This is a genomic window from Cricetibacter osteomyelitidis (assembly GCF_004340985.1).
GTDB lineage: Bacteria > Pseudomonadota > Gammaproteobacteria > Enterobacterales > Pasteurellaceae > Cricetibacter > Cricetibacter osteomyelitidis.
Genome location: NZ_SLYB01000043.1, coordinates 1 through 15,129, shown reverse-complemented (window position 1 = coordinate 15,129; position 15,129 = coordinate 1). Strand labels below are relative to the sequence as shown.

Sequence of the window (15,129 nt, the reverse complement as noted above, 5' to 3'; positions counted from 1 at the left end):
GTGAATTAAAGCGAAGATTAATAAATCATAATGGTTTAAGTAAAAAGCATAATATCATGTTTATTAAGGATTTTTTAAATAAAAAGAGTTACTAATAATCTCTGAAAATAATTATTAGCAACTATTTTGTCCACATGAACGTGTAATGGACATTTCAACAACTATTTTGTCCATTACACCAAATTTGCAAATCGAACAGGATTTAGCGGATTGGCGGAAGCATATTGAGGAAAATTTTTAAATTGTGTGCAAAAGTGCGGCCGGTTTTTGGGACGTTTTGGTAAAAATGAGTTCAAAATCGACCGCACTTTCTTATCTTATTTTATTTGACTTGCTTTGGTGCTTAGGGTCTGTTGATAATTGTTTATTGTTTGACTACAACTCAAGTGTTTTTTCTTCGTTGATGGTCAGCGTGGCTTGTACATAAATCCGCTCACCGTCTTTTTCGGCAACAAAATCAATTTCTTGACTGTTTAAACCGCCGATTTTGACCTCATATCCTGCGATTTGCAAGTGGTTGAAAATCGTGTTTCCCAGCAGTTTGGCTCGGTCTTGCACACGGTAGCCGATCAGGGCATTGCGGATGCCCAAATCTTCAAAATAGTATTTTTCGCCGATTTCAAAAATGCGTTTGCCTTTTTAGTCTAATTTTAAAAAGTTTCAATTATATCTAAAACTTTTTATAAAAATAGAGAAGAATGAAAGTATAAAAGAAGAAATTGAATATCATTGCCTAACTGTTGTCCTCAAGATGGTACAAGTTTGCAACTTGTGCCCAAAATAACAATGGCAAATATCAAATTTTGTTTATAAATCAAAGGGAAAAAGGCACAAGTCACAGACTTGCGCCGTCATTAGGATAAATTGTAGAAGATCAGGTCTGATTTTCTACAATTAAATTTATTCTGGTAAGAAGTTTGTTAATAACTATTATTGGTTAATTTTGATCTAAAATTAGTCAGTTCTATGAACTGTTCTTCAGTCAAGCCAAAATCGCCAAAACGTAATAATTCAGGATCGTGGAAATCACTTCCTCCGCTTTTTGCTAATTGGTATTTTTTTGCATAGTATTGTGTCAATTCAAAATCAATTTTTTTCATTTTGGAATGATTAATTTCGATGCCTTGAATCCCAAATTCAACATATTTACCAATTTCATTATAATTATCATATACGCAAGGATGTGCCAAAATAGGAATTGCACCATCAGCAATAATGCTTTGGATTCCTTCTTTTACAGGAATATAACCCATTTTTAAGTCAGTCTCTTTACTGGTTTTTGAAGCAAATAATTGCTTATATTTTTCTTTAGTCATTTCTTGTGGATATTTTTCTTTAAGCGCCTGAAAAATATTCATTTTAAATACAATGTTGTATTTTGAGAATTTCTTTGCATCTTCATAGCAGATGTCATAACCTTTTTCAGCAAGTTCTTTGATAAGCTCTCTATGATATTGATCTCGACAAGCCAAAGTGTGGTTACATAATGTTTCAATATGTGGTGCTTTTCGGTTTAACCATAACCCTACTACATGAACTTTTTTATAAACATCAAAATCATAGCAACTCATCTCAACACCTTTAATAATGTTAAGACCTAATAAATCAGCATATTTAAAAATTTCATCATAATGGTTTATTGTGTCATGATTCGTGATAGCCAATGTTTTTATTCCATTATTGAATGCTTTTTGTAACACATCTTTAATTTCACAAACACCATCACTATGATTTGTATGAACGTGTAGATCCGCATAAATCATATAAATTCTCCAATTGGGTATCTCAAAGTGTAATGATACGCTTTGAGGATTGTTATTTAATTAATGTTAGTAATGTCGTGTTCGGGCTTGTTTCTGTTTCTGGTGTGACGATTTTTTCTAAATAATCATCACTATTCGCAATAATAATAGCCGTTGTAATATCTACATCTATTTGTTTTAATGCTTCTAAATCAAACTCAATTAAAGTGTCACCGGCAGCAACGGATTGCCCTTTAGCTACCAATGTTTTAAAGTATTTTCCTTCTAATTTAACGGTATCAATTCCAATATGAATTAACATTTCTACACCACTATCAAGTTTTAAACCTATCGCATGTCCGGAACTAAAAGTAGAGTATATCGTTGCTGAATCCGGCGCACGGACAATTCCTTCGCGAGGAATGATAGCAACACCGGTGCCTAAAATTCCGGAAGCAAAAGTTTCATCATCTATATCAGTTAAAGGTATTATTTCCCCTTGAATCGGTGATGTTATATCAATAATAGCGTGGTCGTCTGATTTCGTATTATTTATATTTACTTTTTTTGAAGGTGATGTAGTGGTTCCTTCAGGGATAGGATCATCAAATCCAATAATAAATGTTGAAATAAATGTGACTATACTCGCAATAATTAATGTAATAATTGCATTGATTAGCTGGTTATCGTTATCAGAGATCCACATCGGTAAACTAAGGATTCCGGGAGTTGCATAAACAAATGCCTTTAATTTAACGAGCCCGGCAAATAGCCCTGCAGTGGCACCACCAACCATACAGGCATATATAGGTCTTTTTAAGCGTAAATTAATCCCATACATCGCAGGTTCCGTGATTCCGCCTAGTAAAGCGGTAATACCTGCAGAAAATGCCAATTGCTTGAATTCTTTATTTTTTGATTTTATTGAAACGGCTAACGCAGCGGCAGCCTGAGACATATTAGAGCATAAAGCGATTACACGAATGATTGGGTCAAAACCTTTCTGTTCAACTAACATAATTGTAATTGGGCTTAATGCTTTATGCATACCTATAGAAACTAACCAAGGGTAGATTGCGACTAAAATAGGAAGTGCAATGAAACCGATATGTTCTTGCATTAGCATAACACTGTCAGCAACCATTTGAGCAAGAAAACTGGCTATTGGGCCTATCGCAATTAATGCGATTGGGGTAACAATAATAATGACCAATAAAGGGGCTAAGAATACTTTTACCATTTCAGGTACGATGCGATATATTATTTTTTCAATATAAGACATCAACCATACCGTTAGTAGTGCAGGAATGAGTTGCGATGAATATTTGACTAATGCGATGGGAATCTCTAAAAAACATACCGGATTTCCTGCTTTTACTAGGGAATCCCAATTCGGGTTTAACATTGCTAAACAAACAAAAGCAGCTAAATATTGATTACAATTAAACATTTTGGCTGCCGAAAAGCCAATAAATACAGGCATAAAATAAAATCCGGTATCAAAAATAAAGTTTAATATATAGTAAGTCTGACTACTTTTTTCCAGAATCCCCATCATATTGAGAATAACTAATAACACTTTCCCCATTCCTGCGCCGGCAAGGATAGGAATGACCGGTGCTATTGAGCCTGTAATAATAGAAAGTGCTTTATTCACAATGGATTGTTTTGAGGCATCTTTATCAGAAGTTTCTTTTTTCTCACTTAAATTAGCCTGTTGCATAATCGCATTGTAAACTTTATCGACATTATTACCGATGACCAATTGGAATTGCCCGCCTTTTTTAACTGTTGATAAAATATGGCTATGTTGTTTAATGGCTTGCTCATTAACATTGTTATCGTTAAATAGAACAAATCTTAATCTTGTTGAACAGTGAACGACTGATTTGATGTTTTTTTCACTACCAACGAAATTAATAATTTCTTTTGCAAAGTTATCGTAATTCATAGTATTACCTTTTCTTAAATTTTTACTTAAATAAAGGTTTAGCCAACTAAATGTTACTATCCGCCACTATAAACGATTTATTAAACTGATTTCTGTTCCCCCTCCTTAGAAATTTTAGCAATATGAATAACAAGATAGAGTATCTCATCATTGTCGAGAATATAATTGTATTTGTTGTGAATGTAATCTCGTATTTTTAGACTGCAATTGTATGATTTATTATATTTTTCTATTAAAAGCGATAATAAATCATCATTATTAGATTTATGTTCATTATTCTTTTTAGAAAATAGTCTTAGAGAGAAGAATTTAAGATGAGTTATAAATCTATTGTAATCAAAAGATTCATAGTCATATTCTAAATTGAAAAAATATTTAACAATATTCGTAATGTTATGTATGAAATTGGTTATTTCATAGACTTCATTTAGGTTGGCATCTTTTTCAGCACTGATGATATGCAATGCAATAAATCCGGCTTCATCATCAGGAAGTGTTATGCCTAAGTCCTGCTTAATTATTTTTAAAGCATATAGTCCACTTTTAAACTCGTCTTTATAAAAGTTTTTAATTTCCCAAAGTAATTTATTTGTTAATGAAATTCCATTCTTATAGCGTTCTATACAGGCATAAATATGATCAAGTATAGAGATATAAACCATATCATGTAGTTCTAGTGATAATTTAGATTTTACATAATGGACGATTTTATCGGTCATGACGATAAATTCTAATGGCATATCGATTAAAACATTGATTATGTTTTGAGTATAGTTCGTAGAGCTAAGAATAAATTTTTTGGTTATTTGAGAAGGATCAATATCCATACCGACTTTCTTACCGTAAGCAATTCCTTTTCCCATAACAATGATTTCTTTATCATTAGAATCATAGGTTATGACAACATTATTATTTAAGATTTTTTGAATCTTCATTTTATCCCTCACAAAAACAAAAAAACCTACCTTTGGGCTGATAAATTTGCCTAAAGATAGGTTTCGTGTAGTAAGCTAAGTACTATTACAATCCTATTGTTTTCTGTTCGAGAGACTAACAAGAATTATCTATGATGTCAACAGCTTGACCGCTGTTTATTTTTCAGCCCCTTTCAAGATAAGATATTTTGCGATGAACATCGCAAAATAACACCTAATCGGCAAAAATAGCGAAAGTTCTGGGCTTGTTGCAGGAAAGTTTTAGGTAAAGTGCGGTAGGTTTTGAACATGTTTTTAAAACGTATCAAAACCGACCGTTATCATTTTTAATCCAATTCAATCAAACTAATATTTAACGGCTGACTAAGCAGAGCTTCAAATTGTTGTGCCGCTTGGGTGAAGTGGGGTTGTTGCATATGCAGTTCTAAATCGGTGGCGGTTTGCCATTGTTCAATAAAGGCGTATTGATTTTCTCGCCCTTGTACTTTGCCGCAAACGTAACTGATACAGCCTTGATCGTGGCGTGATGCCGTGATGAGAGGTTGGATAAGTTGTTCAAATTCAGCGGTTTTATCCGCTTTCACATTGGCTAAAGCATAAACTGCGATCATTTTGATTTCTCCATTGGTAATTGAGTTAAAAAAGTGCGGATATTTTGCCACACAATCGGAAAATTGGTGTGTAAAACGTCGTGTGGGGCGTTGGGGATAATTGCCAGTTGCGCCTGTGGCAACGCTTTATAAGCGGCAATTACCGTATCCAACGGGGCATTTTGATCCTTTTCGCCGGCAATCAGCAACGTTGGCGTTGTCACTTGTCGAAACAGCGATTTGCCGATTTCCAGTTGATTGTAATAGGCGAAATTGTCGGCGAGCCAGTCATTAATGCGCTCAGGTTCGGGGCGAATGGTGAGTTGTTGCTGCCAATATTGCGGATCAAGTTGGGCAAATTCCGCGAAAGATCCGCTAAAGTGGCGGAAGTTTTTCTGCCATTCCCCAGCACCAATCGCGATCAAGCGGTGGATTTTATCGGGATATTGAGCGGCAAAATAATAGCCGGTATAAGCTCCATCGCTAAAGCCGACAAGCGTGATCGGCTCTTGCGTAACTTGAGCCAGCACTGCAGCGAGATCCTGTGCTTTACGTTCATAGCTCGGCACGGCTGTGCCAATGCCGGATTTGCCGTGCCCACGGGTTGCCACGGCGATGACTTGATGATCTTGCGAAAGCCGTTCGATCAGTTGTCCCATTTCACCGATAGAGCCGACCAAGCCACCGTGCAGCACTACAACAGGTGCTCCGCTGCCGTAGATTTCATAATAAATTCGGGTATCGCCCACATCGGCATATCGCCCGTTTTCGTGGCTGCCGTAAGGCTGTATGTTTTGATAGCTTTGTGCCGTTTGCCCAAAATAGCGTAGCGGTTCGGCGTAACTCATCACACTCACGCAACAAAGGGCAAGGGTTAAAAATAATCGTTTCATTACTTTTTCCTTTATGATGGCGCAAGCTCTCTGACTTGTGCCTATTTTCTCTTTAATTTATAAGAAAAATTTAAAATTTTCAGTTGTTCTTTGTTGGCACAAGTTGCAAACTTGCACCATCTTGATTGCCCTAATTACATTTCGTATTCAGGTTGGCGTAAAAGTGCGGTGCGATTTGGCTGAATTTCCGCATCGAACACTTTTTCTTTCCATTCTTCCGCCGGAATTTCCGTATAGGCAATGGTGATATATTCTTTCGGCGTGTTTAACCGCTCACTTGCCAAGGCGGTGAGTTCATCGGCAAAGGCTTGCAATTCCTGCTCGGATAAGCCTTTTGGGTAACATTTAATATTGATATGTGGCATTGTTTTCTCCTGTATTTAGGCTTGGGTAAAAATAATTTCTTCGGCAAGGCGTGATTTTGGTAAATCCGCATTGAAATCATCGTTGGCACGATAGCCAAAAGAAACAACGGCAACAGCGGTATAGCCTTTTTCGTTTAAACCAAATTCTTGATCCAACGCGGCTAAATCCACACCTTCCATTGGTACGCTATCAATGCCTAATGCAGCGGCAGCCATTAGGGTGAACCCCATATTGAGATATACTTGTTTGGCGTGCCATTGATTCTCATCTTTAGCGGTAAAGCGGTGGATTGCTGTAAAGGCACGTCGCCCGCCATCGGTCATTACTTTTTGATCTGGGTCATTAAAACGCCCGTCTTTTTCTTCTTGTGTCAATACGTCGTTTAAATATTGCTCATCAGCATACACCCGGGCAGCAAAAACTACCACGTGAGAAGCCTTGGTAACTTTCTCCAAGTTAAACGGATAATTTTCCATTGCTTTGGCAATACGGGCTTTGCCGTTTTCATCATCGGCAATCACAAAATGCCAAGGTTGAGCATTCACGCTGGACGGGCTAAAACGCATTGCCGCCTTTAATTGCTCAATATCCGCCACCGCAATTTTTTTCGTAGGATCAAAGGATTTAGTGCTGTAACGTTGTTGAATAATGTTGGAAATTTTCATTTGTTTCTCCTGTATTGAAATTTTGTTGAATGATTGAATATCGGTCGCGATATTCAAGGCAAAAAATAATAACGCTTAAAAATAGAATTGATAACCCCCGATTTTGTGCATATACTTTGAAGTAAAACTTAACAATTAATATAAAAATGACACCGTTAAATGCAATCTTGATTTTTAATAAAGTAGTGGAAAAGGGCAATTTATCAGCGGTAGCACGCGAATTGGGGATTAGTGCTTCTGCGGTAAGCCAGCATTTACGCCAGTTGGAACAGCATTACGGCATAAAATTGCTCAATCGCACCACACGTCGAATCAGCCTTACCGAGCAGGGTAATCTGTTATGGCAAGGGACGAAGCAACTGCAAGCTATTTTAGACGACACCCACCGCCGGCTTGAACAGCAACAAACGGAAGTGAGCGGCATCGTTACGATTAGCCTGCCTTCCGGCTTTATTGAAAGTGCGGCAATGCAAGGCTTTATCTACGAAATTGGGCAACGCTATCCGCATATTGAACTGCATTTATTGCCGGAAGATGAAGTGATTGACTTGTTCAACAGCGAAGTGGATATTGCCATTCGAGCGGTTGAACCGTTGCCCGACAGCCCGCTTATCGCCCATTATCTCGCCCTGTGGGGATTGGGCATTTACGCTTCGCCCGATTATCTCGCCCTGCATTCGATCCGTTCTCTCCACGATTTACCGCAACAGCACTGGATCTGCAATCTGGATAATCTCTTTCAACGCTTATTTGGCTACCTTAACTTAGGCGAATTTCAGCCCAAACGCCGGCTACAATGCCCGAATATCCTCGCCGCCCGTCGTCTTGCAGCGATGGGACAGGGCTTAACTTTACAGCTTTCCGGCGAAGTCGCCCATTATATTGAACGGGGCGAACTAGTGCAGGTTCTACCTGAACAGCCCTTGCCGCAATACAATCTCTACGCCCTCACCACCCACCGTACCCAATCGGCAAAAATGGCGAAAGTGCTGGGCTTGTTGCAGGAAAATTTTAGGTAAAGTGCGGTCGGTTTTAACGACATTTTTACAACCGCTATATAATATCCTCAAATCTAAATTCAGCAGCAAAATTTCATCTTCTCTTGACAACCCGATATAATAATAGGGCTGCACAATGCACCGGTTTTATTTACGCATAACAAAGGACAAACAAATGAAAACGATTAGATTACTCTATCCTGATTTCGTCAGCGGAGGATTAGAAACCTATCATTTTGGTGCCAATTTACTGGCTCATATTTTGCCGCCTAACCCAAATCAACCGCTTGTTCGGGTAAATATTACCGAGCCAAATGGCGAGCATTATGCCATAACCGATGGTATTTACGCTAAAAATCAGGTCATTGACGGCATTCAAAAGGCGATAACGGCAATTGAAGCGGAACAACCCGATAAAATTATCACTATCGGTGGTAATTGCATTGTGTCACAAGCGCCTTTTGATTATTTGCACGGTCGTTATAATAACGTCGGTATCATTTGGATTGATACCCACCCGGACGTGTCGTCTGCGAAAGACGGCTACCCGAATGCGCACGCAATGGTGTTGGCATCGTTGATGGGCAAAGGTGATGATTCGTTAACCTCATTGATGAAAAATAAAAAGTTCACTGCCGAGCAGATTTTATATGTCGGCTTACAACCAATTCACGCTTACCAACAGCAATTTTTAGAGCAGCAGGGCGTGCAATATAAAATTCAGGATAAGGCATTTTTATCCGATGACGAAATCAAAGCCTTTACCGATAAGTTTGATCATATTTTAGTGCATTTGGATATTGATGTACTGGACGAACACTTCTTCCACTCTACTTATTTTGCAAACCCCGAATTAAAAGGTGATGGTAGCGGCGGCGGAAAAATGACAATGGAACGACTTACAGAAATTTTGCAGCTGATTAGCCGTAATGCGGATGTAGTTGGCTTTACTATTGCCGAATATCTGCCATTTGATGAACATAAATTGCATAAAATGTTTAAATCTATTCGCTTATTTAATGAATAGCAAGGAAGGGGTTGAATGGAAAAATCGCTCTGATTTTTGAGTCTCTAAGATGGCGCAAGTTTGAAATTTGTGCCCCAAAAAATAATTGTAAATTTTGTTTATAAATCAAAGAGAAAAAGGCACAATCATAGGCTTGCGCCATCGTTAGTACCTTATTTGTCATTTTACTTTGTAAAAACGAAGAGTATAATTTGTACGATTTTAATCCGTTGAGACTATTAAAATGAAAAAATTACTATTTGCCTGCTTAGTATGCCTTCCATTATTATCGGCTTGTGCCACCATATTTTCTGCAACGAAAAAAGAGCCGCCTTTTGTTTATTCCGGTGTGAGAAAATCATTTGAGACACTTAAACATTGCAACGCAACAGAGCCTACCCCTTACTATCCTCACGGTCCTCACCCTATCTGCACAATACTCACGCCGATTTTTATTATTGATCTTCCTCTCAGTCTTATTGCCGACACTGCCATTTTGCCAATTCAAATACCAAGGGCAATGCTTTACCAAGATAAAGAGAAAAATTAACAGTTCCTCTATTTTATAGGTATGCCTAAAATTTAAGCTATTATACTGCTGTTAAGGGCTAAATCCGCACCGGTTAATTTGTGGGACACTGTTCCATAATTTCAATGCAATACATTGCCTTATTCCACCAACATCACGTCCACCGTCCCTTTCCCCAATGTCGCTTTTAACTGTGCCGGTTGTTGGATTTTGGCTAGACGGGTGTAGGAATAGGGCGTTGTAAAGTTTTCATAAAATATCACCAATGTATCACCTTGATACAGCATTACATCGCCGATTTCAATTCGCCCCACCGGCTGATTTTGGCTTGGGAGCGAATGGGGCAGGGCAGCGTATTTTTCGTTGCGGTGCAGATCTTGCATTGTTAATTGCAACGGCAATAAGGCTTTCAGTTCGGCAGCCGCCGGGTTATCGGCAAGTTTGGCGGTGAATCGGTGTTGTCCGATAATAAGTTGAATGCGGTTTTGCGGCATCGTTTCTCCGTGGCTGAATGGGCTTATCAATAACGCCAATAAAAGTATCATTTTTTTCATTGGGTTTGCTCGTTTTGTTTTATGTTGCGAATGATTTTCGCCGGAATACCGCTCACAATGGTATTGGGCGACACGTCTTTGCTTACCACCGCACCAGCAGCGACAATCGCATTTTTGCCAACGGTTACGCCGGCTAAAATCGTAGCATTCGCCCCGATCCACGCCCCTTTTTTAATCACCACCGGTTTGACGATCAAACCACGCCGCTGGCTCGGTTCTTCGGGGTGATTGACCGTTACAATCGTGACATTAGGGGCAAGTAGCACATCATCTTCAAGGGTAATGCCGCCTAAATCGGTAAACATCGCCCCACTGTTGATAAACACATTTTTGCCAATGCGAATATGTCGCCCGAAATCGCTATAAAAAGGCAAATTCAGGGCGAAACTGTCATCAATCGGTGATTGGGTAATCGTTGTCAATAAGGCTCGGATTTGTTCCGGTGTTTGATATTTCCCTGAAAGTTCGGCGATTTTAGGTGCATTTTCTGCAACAATCTCGTGAATTTCCCGAAAGATGGCACTGCCTTTGGAGATCAGTGTGTTAAGCGGAAGATCTAAGGTGTAGTTCATTGTGTTTTAATCGTTTTTGGTAAATGAAAAAGTGCGGTTGGTTTTTCAAATGTTTTTGCAAAAACGACAGAAAACCAACCGCTTACCCATCAACTATTCAACCCGTTCAATTCTCACGGCTGTTTTTTCATTTGTTAATATTGCCGAAAAATCGCCGTCAAATTTGCCCAAATGCACCAAGCCTTGTGCTTTGCCGTGGGGGTGGTAAAAAATGGCTAAATTTCCCCAAGGGGCGTAGTAATTGATGTCGCCGATATTTGCCGCTACGCCTGAAGGGGCTTGGCTGACATTCAGTTTCTGCGGTAAATAGGCGATTTTTTCTGCACCGGCGTAGTCGGATAATTCCAATTCTAGCGGTAGCATTTGGTAAAAATCTTGAGCGGCACGATTATCTGCCAAGGTTGCCGTTAAGACGGTGTTATTGGCGGTAAAGGTAATTTTCATTGGGCTTTCCTGAGCAAAGAGTGGAGCGGTTAAACATAATCCCATAAGGGCAATAAGAGATCGCATAGGTTTGATCGACTATTTCATATTATTTATCGGTCGGGTATTTTCAAAAAATTCAAAAATCCCGACCGCTTGCCCTTATTTCAAATTTGCTTTAAAGAACTGTTCAAATTTATCGAACGGGATTTTACCGGCGGCGTTGTCGTAGAGATCAACGTGGGTGGCGTTCGGGACGATATAAAGCTCTTTATTATCGCCTTGCAATTTTTTAAACGCATCTTCGCTGAAATAGCGTGAGTGGGCGTTTTCGCCGTGCACGATAAGCACCGGATTTTTGATTTCTTGTGCATAAGAAAGCAGCGGCATATTGGCGAAAGAATAGGCGTTTGTCGTTGTCCACGCACTATTGGAGTTCACCGAACGTGGGTGGAAGCCGCGTTTCGTTTTGTAAAAATCGGAATATTCACGCACAAATTTTGGCGTGTCGGTGGTGAGCGCTTCCGATGGCGGTAAATGGGCTTCCGGTTTGCCTAGAGTGGTGTGTCCGTTGCGTGCCGCTTGAGTGCGTTCGGCGGCAATTTGCCCACGCATTTTGTAACGATCTTCCACGCTCATACTGTCGTTGTAGCCGTTTGCCATCACTCGGGTCATATCGTACATTGTGCTGGTGGCGGTGGCTTTAATACGTGGATCGGCAGCGGCGGCGTTCAGTGCCATTCCGCCCCAGCCGCAAATGCCGAGAATACCGATGTTGTTTGTGTCCACATCGTCAAGATTGGCAAGAAAATCCACTGCGGCGGAGAAATCTTCGGTGTTGATGTCGGGGCTTGCCACATTACGTGGTAAGCCGCTGCTTTCGCCGGTGTAAGACGGGTCAAACGCCAGCGTAATAAAGCCACGTTCTGCAAGAGTTTGAGCGTAAAGCCCGGAAGATTGTTCTTTCACTGCCCCGAATGGTCCGCTCACCGCAATCGCTGCCAATTTGCCTTTGGCATTTTTCGGCACATAAAGATCGCCGACCAAAGTAATGCCGTAGCGGTTCTGGAAGGTGACTTTGCGGTGCTCCACTTTGTCCGATTTCGGGAAAATTTTGTCCCATTGTTGAGTGATTTCTAAGCGTTGAGCCGGAATTTCGATTACAGTTGCGGATTGGGGTAAGGTTGCCATTGCGTTTCCTCCGATAAAGGTTGAAGCCAATAATAATGCACTGGAAAGTGCGGTCAGTTTTGAACGAATTTTCATTTGCTTTCCTGTTTCAGTTGTCTGTCAAAAGATGCGCTTATTATAATTATTCAAAATCAGATGATAATGGGCTAAAATTCGATAAGATTTATTCGTTAAAGTTCTAAATAAAAACAGAAAATACAATGCAACGGGAAAATTACAACGATTTATACGCCTTTTTATGCGTGGCAAGGGATCAGAGCTTTACCCAAGCGGCGGTAAAACTCGGCATTTCGCAATCCGCCCTAAGCCGCACCATTAAGCAGCTTGAAACAAGGCTCGGTGTGCAACTGTTCGCCCGTACCACAAGGCGGCTGTCTCTCACTCACGCCGGTAATCAGCTTTATCACACGGCGGAGCAGACATTTTCCAAGCTCGATCAAGAACTGGCAATATTAGGGCATTATCGTGACACGCCGGCAGGGCTGGTGCGGATCACCGCTTCGCAATATGCGATTGATAAAGTGCTGCTGCCGAAATTGGCAGGGTTCAACAGGCGTTATCCCGATATTCAGTTGGAACTGATTAGCGATACCGCTTTTTCCGATATTATTTCCGAACGCTTTGATGCCGGCGTTCGCTTTGGCAATGACGTGGCAGAAGGAATGATTGCGGTGCGGATCAGTAATGATGAAGAAATGGCGGCGATTGGCTCGCCCGATTATTTCCGCACCCACGGCTTCCCCAAAACGCCGGCGGATTTATGCCGCCATCAATGCCTGAATTATCGCTACGCTAGTGGGGTAATGTATGATTGGGATTTTGTGATTAAGGGCAAAACCGAACAGATCAAAACGCAAGGGCAGTGGACATTTTCCAACGATTACGCCATTCGGGACGCGGCAAAGTTAGGGCTGGGCGTAGGCTATGTGTGCAAAGATTTGGTGCAAAAAGAGTTGGAAAAAGGCGAGTTGATTCAAGTGCTGGCGGAGTTTAGCTACACCTTTGTCGGCTTTCATCTCTACTACCCCCACCGCAACGCTTCACCGGCGTTAAAAGCCGTGATTGCAGCGTTGAGGGTGTGAGGGGGAAGGAAAAAGTGCGGTCATTTTTCGTCGTGTTTTTTGACCGCACTTTTGCGATTGGTTGGTATTAATCCTTTGCCAATACCCCCCAATTCTCTTCCAACCAACTCACCAATTCCCGCACCCGAATGGCGATTTGCACGCCGGCGGGGGTGAGGCTGTATTCCACGTGGGGTGGGACGGTTTGGAAATCTTTGCGATCAATAATATGGTGCTGTTCTAAATTTTGCAGGGTTTGGGCGAGCATTCGTTCGCTTACGCCGTCAATGCTGCGTTTTAATTCGCTAAAGCGTTTTGTGCCGCTTTGCAGGGCGACTAACACCAATACGCCCCAGCGGCTTGTTACCGTTTGCAGAACCTGTCGGGACGGGCATTGGGAAGCAAGCACATTGCCCTTGAGTTTTGTCTTATCAAAAAAATCGGTCATTTTTATTTCCTTTTAAATCAATGGGTTATTTTTAATTTTAAAATTATCTTCAACCTTACAAAGTTGTAAGTACTTCTCAAAAGTAAGTGTAATCATTATACTTTTCCACATTGGCTAAGCAAGCCATTTTTACGATTATCTCAATTCATCATTAAGAGGAAGACAAAATGACAACATTTGCAGTTACCGGTGCAACCGGTCAGTTAGGACGTTTAGTGATTGAACAATTAAAATCCCGTGTGCCGGCGGAGCAGATTATTGCCTTGGTGCGTAATCCGAATGAAGCGAAAGAATTAGGCGTTGCTGTGCGTGAAGGGGATTATGATAAACCGGAAGTATTGGAGAAATCCTTGCAGGGCGTGGATAAGTTATTGCTTATTTCCGGTCTTGCCCCGGGGCTTGCCGGTGCCGAGCAGCATAAAAATGTGATTAATGCGGCGAAAAAAGCCGGTGTGAAATACATTGCCTACACCAGTTTAATCAATTTGGATCACTCTCCATTTGAAGATTTAGCTCCGAAACATCAGGAAACCGAAAAAGCATTAAAGGCTTCCGGTTTGGATTACACCATTTTACGCCACGGTTGGTACACGGAAAATTATACCGCTTCCGTGCAACCGGCGATTGCAAATGGGGCGTTTTACGGTAGTGCGAAAGAGGGCAAAATTTCTTCCGTGCCGCGTGCCGATTTGGCAGAAGCCGATGCGATTGTGTTAAGTAGCGAAGGACATAATGGTAAAACTTACGAGCTTGCCGGCGATACCGCTTATACGCTCACTGAATTAGCCGCAGAAATCAGTAAACAAACAGGCAAAGACATTCCTTATGTGGATGTGCCACAAGCGGACTATGAAGGGGCGTTAAAACAAGCCGGTTTGCCGGATTGGTTGGCAGAAGGTTTAGCGTATTGGGATACCTGTGCGGCACAAAATGCATTATTTAGCGAAGACAAAACCTTGTCTCAGCTACTCGGTCGCCCGACTACCGATTTAGCGGCGGCTATTAAAGCGGCATTATAACCGCTCAAGCCTTATTTCCAAGCTCAAGATGGCGCAAGTTTGCAACTTGTGCCAAAAAGAAGAGAAAGAAAGGCACAAGTTATAAACTTGCCAGACCGCTGACAAACCTCTAGACATACATCTAGAGGTTTGCTCTAATAGGTCTATCGAAAAGGAAATGCCTATGCTCAAAAATTTTCTCTCCCC

General features: G+C 40.9%; 18 protein-coding genes and 1 pseudogene. 5 read left to right on the top strand and 14 right to left on the bottom strand.

Annotation, left to right across the window (positions count from 1 at the left end):
- Positions 1-381: 381 nt before the first annotated feature.
- The 8 genes and pseudogenes from EDC44_RS12430 to nfsB all read right to left on the bottom strand — a co-directional run.
- Positions 382-639, bottom strand: a pseudogene (locus tag EDC44_RS12430) (ATPase); the annotation flags it as partial.
- 281 nt (positions 640-920) lie between these two features.
- Complete coding sequence (locus EDC44_RS12425; RefSeq protein ID WP_131979568.1) at positions 921-1,763, bottom strand: PHP domain-containing protein; 843 nt, start codon at positions 1,761-1,763, stop codon at positions 921-923.
- A gap of 52 nt (positions 1,764-1,815) precedes the next feature.
- Complete coding sequence (locus EDC44_RS12420) at positions 1,816-3,693, bottom strand: beta-glucoside-specific PTS transporter subunit IIABC (protein ID WP_131979565.1); 1,878 nt, start codon at positions 3,691-3,693, stop codon at positions 1,816-1,818.
- 80 nt (positions 3,694-3,773) lie between these two features.
- Entirely contained in the window at positions 3,774-4,628 is an 855-nt protein-coding gene (gene licT / locus EDC44_RS12415; protein ID WP_131979562.1) for a BglG family transcription antiterminator LicT, read from the bottom strand.
- A gap of 326 nt (positions 4,629-4,954) precedes the next feature.
- Positions 4,955-5,239, bottom strand: a complete 285-nt coding sequence (locus EDC44_RS12410; protein ID WP_131979559.1) for a putative quinol monooxygenase — start codon at positions 5,237-5,239, stop codon at positions 4,955-4,957.
- The gene (locus tag EDC44_RS12405) at positions 5,236-6,111 is read right to left on the bottom strand and encodes an alpha/beta fold hydrolase (protein ID WP_131979556.1); all 876 of its coding nucleotides are present in this window, start codon (positions 6,109-6,111) and stop codon (positions 5,236-5,238) included. Before EDC44_RS12405 ends, EDC44_RS12410 begins: the two co-directional genes overlap by 4 nt.
- A 134-nt stretch (positions 6,112-6,245) precedes the next feature.
- A complete protein-coding gene (locus EDC44_RS12400; RefSeq protein WP_131979553.1) occupies positions 6,246-6,476 on the bottom strand; it encodes a tautomerase family protein in 231 nt (76 codons plus the stop codon).
- A gap of 15 nt (positions 6,477-6,491) precedes the next feature.
- Positions 6,492-7,142, bottom strand: a complete 651-nt coding sequence (nfsB, locus tag EDC44_RS12395) for an oxygen-insensitive NAD(P)H nitroreductase (RefSeq protein WP_131979550.1) — start codon at positions 7,140-7,142, stop codon at positions 6,492-6,494.
- A gap of 146 nt (positions 7,143-7,288) precedes the next feature.
- Here nfsB and EDC44_RS12390 point away from each other — a divergent pair, with 146 nt between their 5' ends.
- Both EDC44_RS12390 and EDC44_RS12385 read left to right on the top strand, forming a co-directional pair.
- Entirely contained in the window at positions 7,289-8,161 is an 873-nt protein-coding gene (locus EDC44_RS12390; RefSeq protein WP_131979547.1) for a LysR family transcriptional regulator, read from the top strand.
- A gap of 154 nt (positions 8,162-8,315) precedes the next feature.
- Positions 8,316-9,167 (top strand): arginase family protein, encoded by an 852-nt coding sequence (locus tag EDC44_RS12385; protein WP_131979544.1) that lies wholly within the window; start codon positions 8,316-8,318, stop codon positions 9,165-9,167.
- On the opposite strand, the gene EDC44_RS13040 is transcribed toward EDC44_RS12385, so the two are convergent.
- On the bottom strand, positions 9,157-9,309 hold the full coding sequence (locus tag EDC44_RS13040) for a hypothetical protein (RefSeq protein WP_165870267.1): 153 nt from the start codon (positions 9,307-9,309) through the stop codon (positions 9,157-9,159). The genes EDC44_RS12385 and EDC44_RS13040 overlap by 11 nt on opposite strands.
- 81 nt (positions 9,310-9,390) lie before the next feature.
- Here EDC44_RS13040 and EDC44_RS12380 point away from each other — a divergent pair, with 81 nt between their 5' ends.
- On the top strand, positions 9,391-9,696 hold the full coding sequence (locus EDC44_RS12380; protein WP_131979541.1) for a YceK/YidQ family lipoprotein: 306 nt from the start codon (positions 9,391-9,393) through the stop codon (positions 9,694-9,696).
- Between the two features lie 119 nt (positions 9,697-9,815).
- On the opposite strand, the gene EDC44_RS12375 is transcribed toward EDC44_RS12380, so the two are convergent.
- The 4 genes from EDC44_RS12375 to EDC44_RS12360 form a co-directional block, all read right to left on the bottom strand.
- Complete coding sequence (locus EDC44_RS12375) at positions 9,816-10,229, bottom strand: cyclophilin-like fold protein (protein WP_131979538.1); 414 nt, start codon at positions 10,227-10,229, stop codon at positions 9,816-9,818.
- Complete coding sequence (locus EDC44_RS12370; RefSeq protein WP_131979535.1) at positions 10,226-10,801, bottom strand: DapH/DapD/GlmU-related protein; 576 nt, start codon at positions 10,799-10,801, stop codon at positions 10,226-10,228. Before EDC44_RS12370 ends, EDC44_RS12375 begins: the two co-directional genes overlap by 4 nt.
- 93 nt (positions 10,802-10,894) lie before the next feature.
- Positions 10,895-11,245, bottom strand: a complete 351-nt coding sequence (locus EDC44_RS12365) for a cyclophilin-like fold protein (protein ID WP_131979532.1) — start codon at positions 11,243-11,245, stop codon at positions 10,895-10,897.
- 141 nt (positions 11,246-11,386) lie between these two features.
- Positions 11,387-12,490, bottom strand: a complete 1,104-nt coding sequence (locus EDC44_RS12360; RefSeq protein ID WP_131979529.1) for an alpha/beta hydrolase — start codon at positions 12,488-12,490, stop codon at positions 11,387-11,389.
- A gap of 125 nt (positions 12,491-12,615) precedes the next feature.
- Here EDC44_RS12360 and EDC44_RS12355 point away from each other — a divergent pair, with 125 nt between their 5' ends.
- Entirely contained in the window at positions 12,616-13,497 is an 882-nt protein-coding gene (locus EDC44_RS12355; RefSeq protein ID WP_131979526.1) for a LysR family transcriptional regulator, read from the top strand.
- 67 nt (positions 13,498-13,564) lie between these two features.
- Here the strand turns inward: EDC44_RS12355 and EDC44_RS12350 are convergent, their stop codons facing one another.
- Positions 13,565-13,924, bottom strand: coding sequence for a winged helix-turn-helix transcriptional regulator (locus EDC44_RS12350; protein ID WP_131979523.1), 360 nt, complete (start codon positions 13,922-13,924; stop codon positions 13,565-13,567).
- A 167-nt stretch (positions 13,925-14,091) separates the two neighbouring features.
- Here EDC44_RS12350 and EDC44_RS12345 point away from each other — a divergent pair, with 167 nt between their 5' ends.
- Positions 14,092-14,943, top strand: a complete 852-nt coding sequence (locus EDC44_RS12345; protein WP_131979520.1) for an SDR family oxidoreductase — start codon at positions 14,092-14,094, stop codon at positions 14,941-14,943.
- Positions 14,944-15,129 lie beyond the last annotated feature (186 nt).

Coding starts and splice junctions, on each gene's coding strand:
- EDC44_RS12350 (WP_131979523.1), bottom strand. CDS start 13,924: ATGACCGATTTTTTTGATAAGACAAAACTCAAGGGCAATGTGCTTGCT.
- EDC44_RS13040 (WP_165870267.1), bottom strand. CDS start 9,309: ATGGCGCAAGCCTATGATTGTGCCTTTTTCTCTTTGATTTATAAACAA.
- EDC44_RS12375 (WP_131979538.1), bottom strand. CDS start 10,229: ATGAAAAAAATGATACTTTTATTGGCGTTATTGATAAGCCCATTCAGC.
- EDC44_RS12360 (WP_131979529.1), bottom strand. CDS start 12,490: ATGAAAATTCGTTCAAAACTGACCGCACTTTCCAGTGCATTATTATTG.
- EDC44_RS12400 (WP_131979553.1), bottom strand. CDS start 6,476: ATGCCACATATCAATATTAAATGTTACCCAAAAGGCTTATCCGAGCAG.
- EDC44_RS12370 (WP_131979535.1), bottom strand. CDS start 10,801: ATGAACTACACCTTAGATCTTCCGCTTAACACACTGATCTCCAAAGGC.
- EDC44_RS12405 (WP_131979556.1), bottom strand. CDS start 6,111: ATGAAACGATTATTTTTAACCCTTGCCCTTTGTTGCGTGAGTGTGATG.
- EDC44_RS12365 (WP_131979532.1), bottom strand. CDS start 11,245: ATGAAAATTACCTTTACCGCCAATAACACCGTCTTAACGGCAACCTTG.
- EDC44_RS12425 (WP_131979568.1), bottom strand. CDS start 1,763: ATGATTTATGCGGATCTACACGTTCATACAAATCATAGTGATGGTGTT.
- EDC44_RS12345 (WP_131979520.1), top strand. CDS start 14,092: ATGACAACATTTGCAGTTACCGGTGCAACCGGTCAGTTAGGACGTTTA.
- EDC44_RS12390 (WP_131979547.1), top strand. CDS start 7,289: ATGACACCGTTAAATGCAATCTTGATTTTTAATAAAGTAGTGGAAAAG.
- EDC44_RS12420 (WP_131979565.1), bottom strand. CDS start 3,693: ATGAATTACGATAACTTTGCAAAAGAAATTATTAATTTCGTTGGTAGT.
- EDC44_RS12380 (WP_131979541.1), top strand. CDS start 9,391: ATGAAAAAATTACTATTTGCCTGCTTAGTATGCCTTCCATTATTATCG.
- nfsB (WP_131979550.1), bottom strand. CDS start 7,142: ATGAAAATTTCCAACATTATTCAACAACGTTACAGCACTAAATCCTTT.
- EDC44_RS12410 (WP_131979559.1), bottom strand. CDS start 5,239: ATGATCGCAGTTTATGCTTTAGCCAATGTGAAAGCGGATAAAACCGCT.
- EDC44_RS12355 (WP_131979526.1), top strand. CDS start 12,616: ATGCAACGGGAAAATTACAACGATTTATACGCCTTTTTATGCGTGGCA.
- EDC44_RS12385 (WP_131979544.1), top strand. CDS start 8,316: ATGAAAACGATTAGATTACTCTATCCTGATTTCGTCAGCGGAGGATTA.
- licT (WP_131979562.1), bottom strand. CDS start 4,628: ATGAAGATTCAAAAAATCTTAAATAATAATGTTGTCATAACCTATGAT.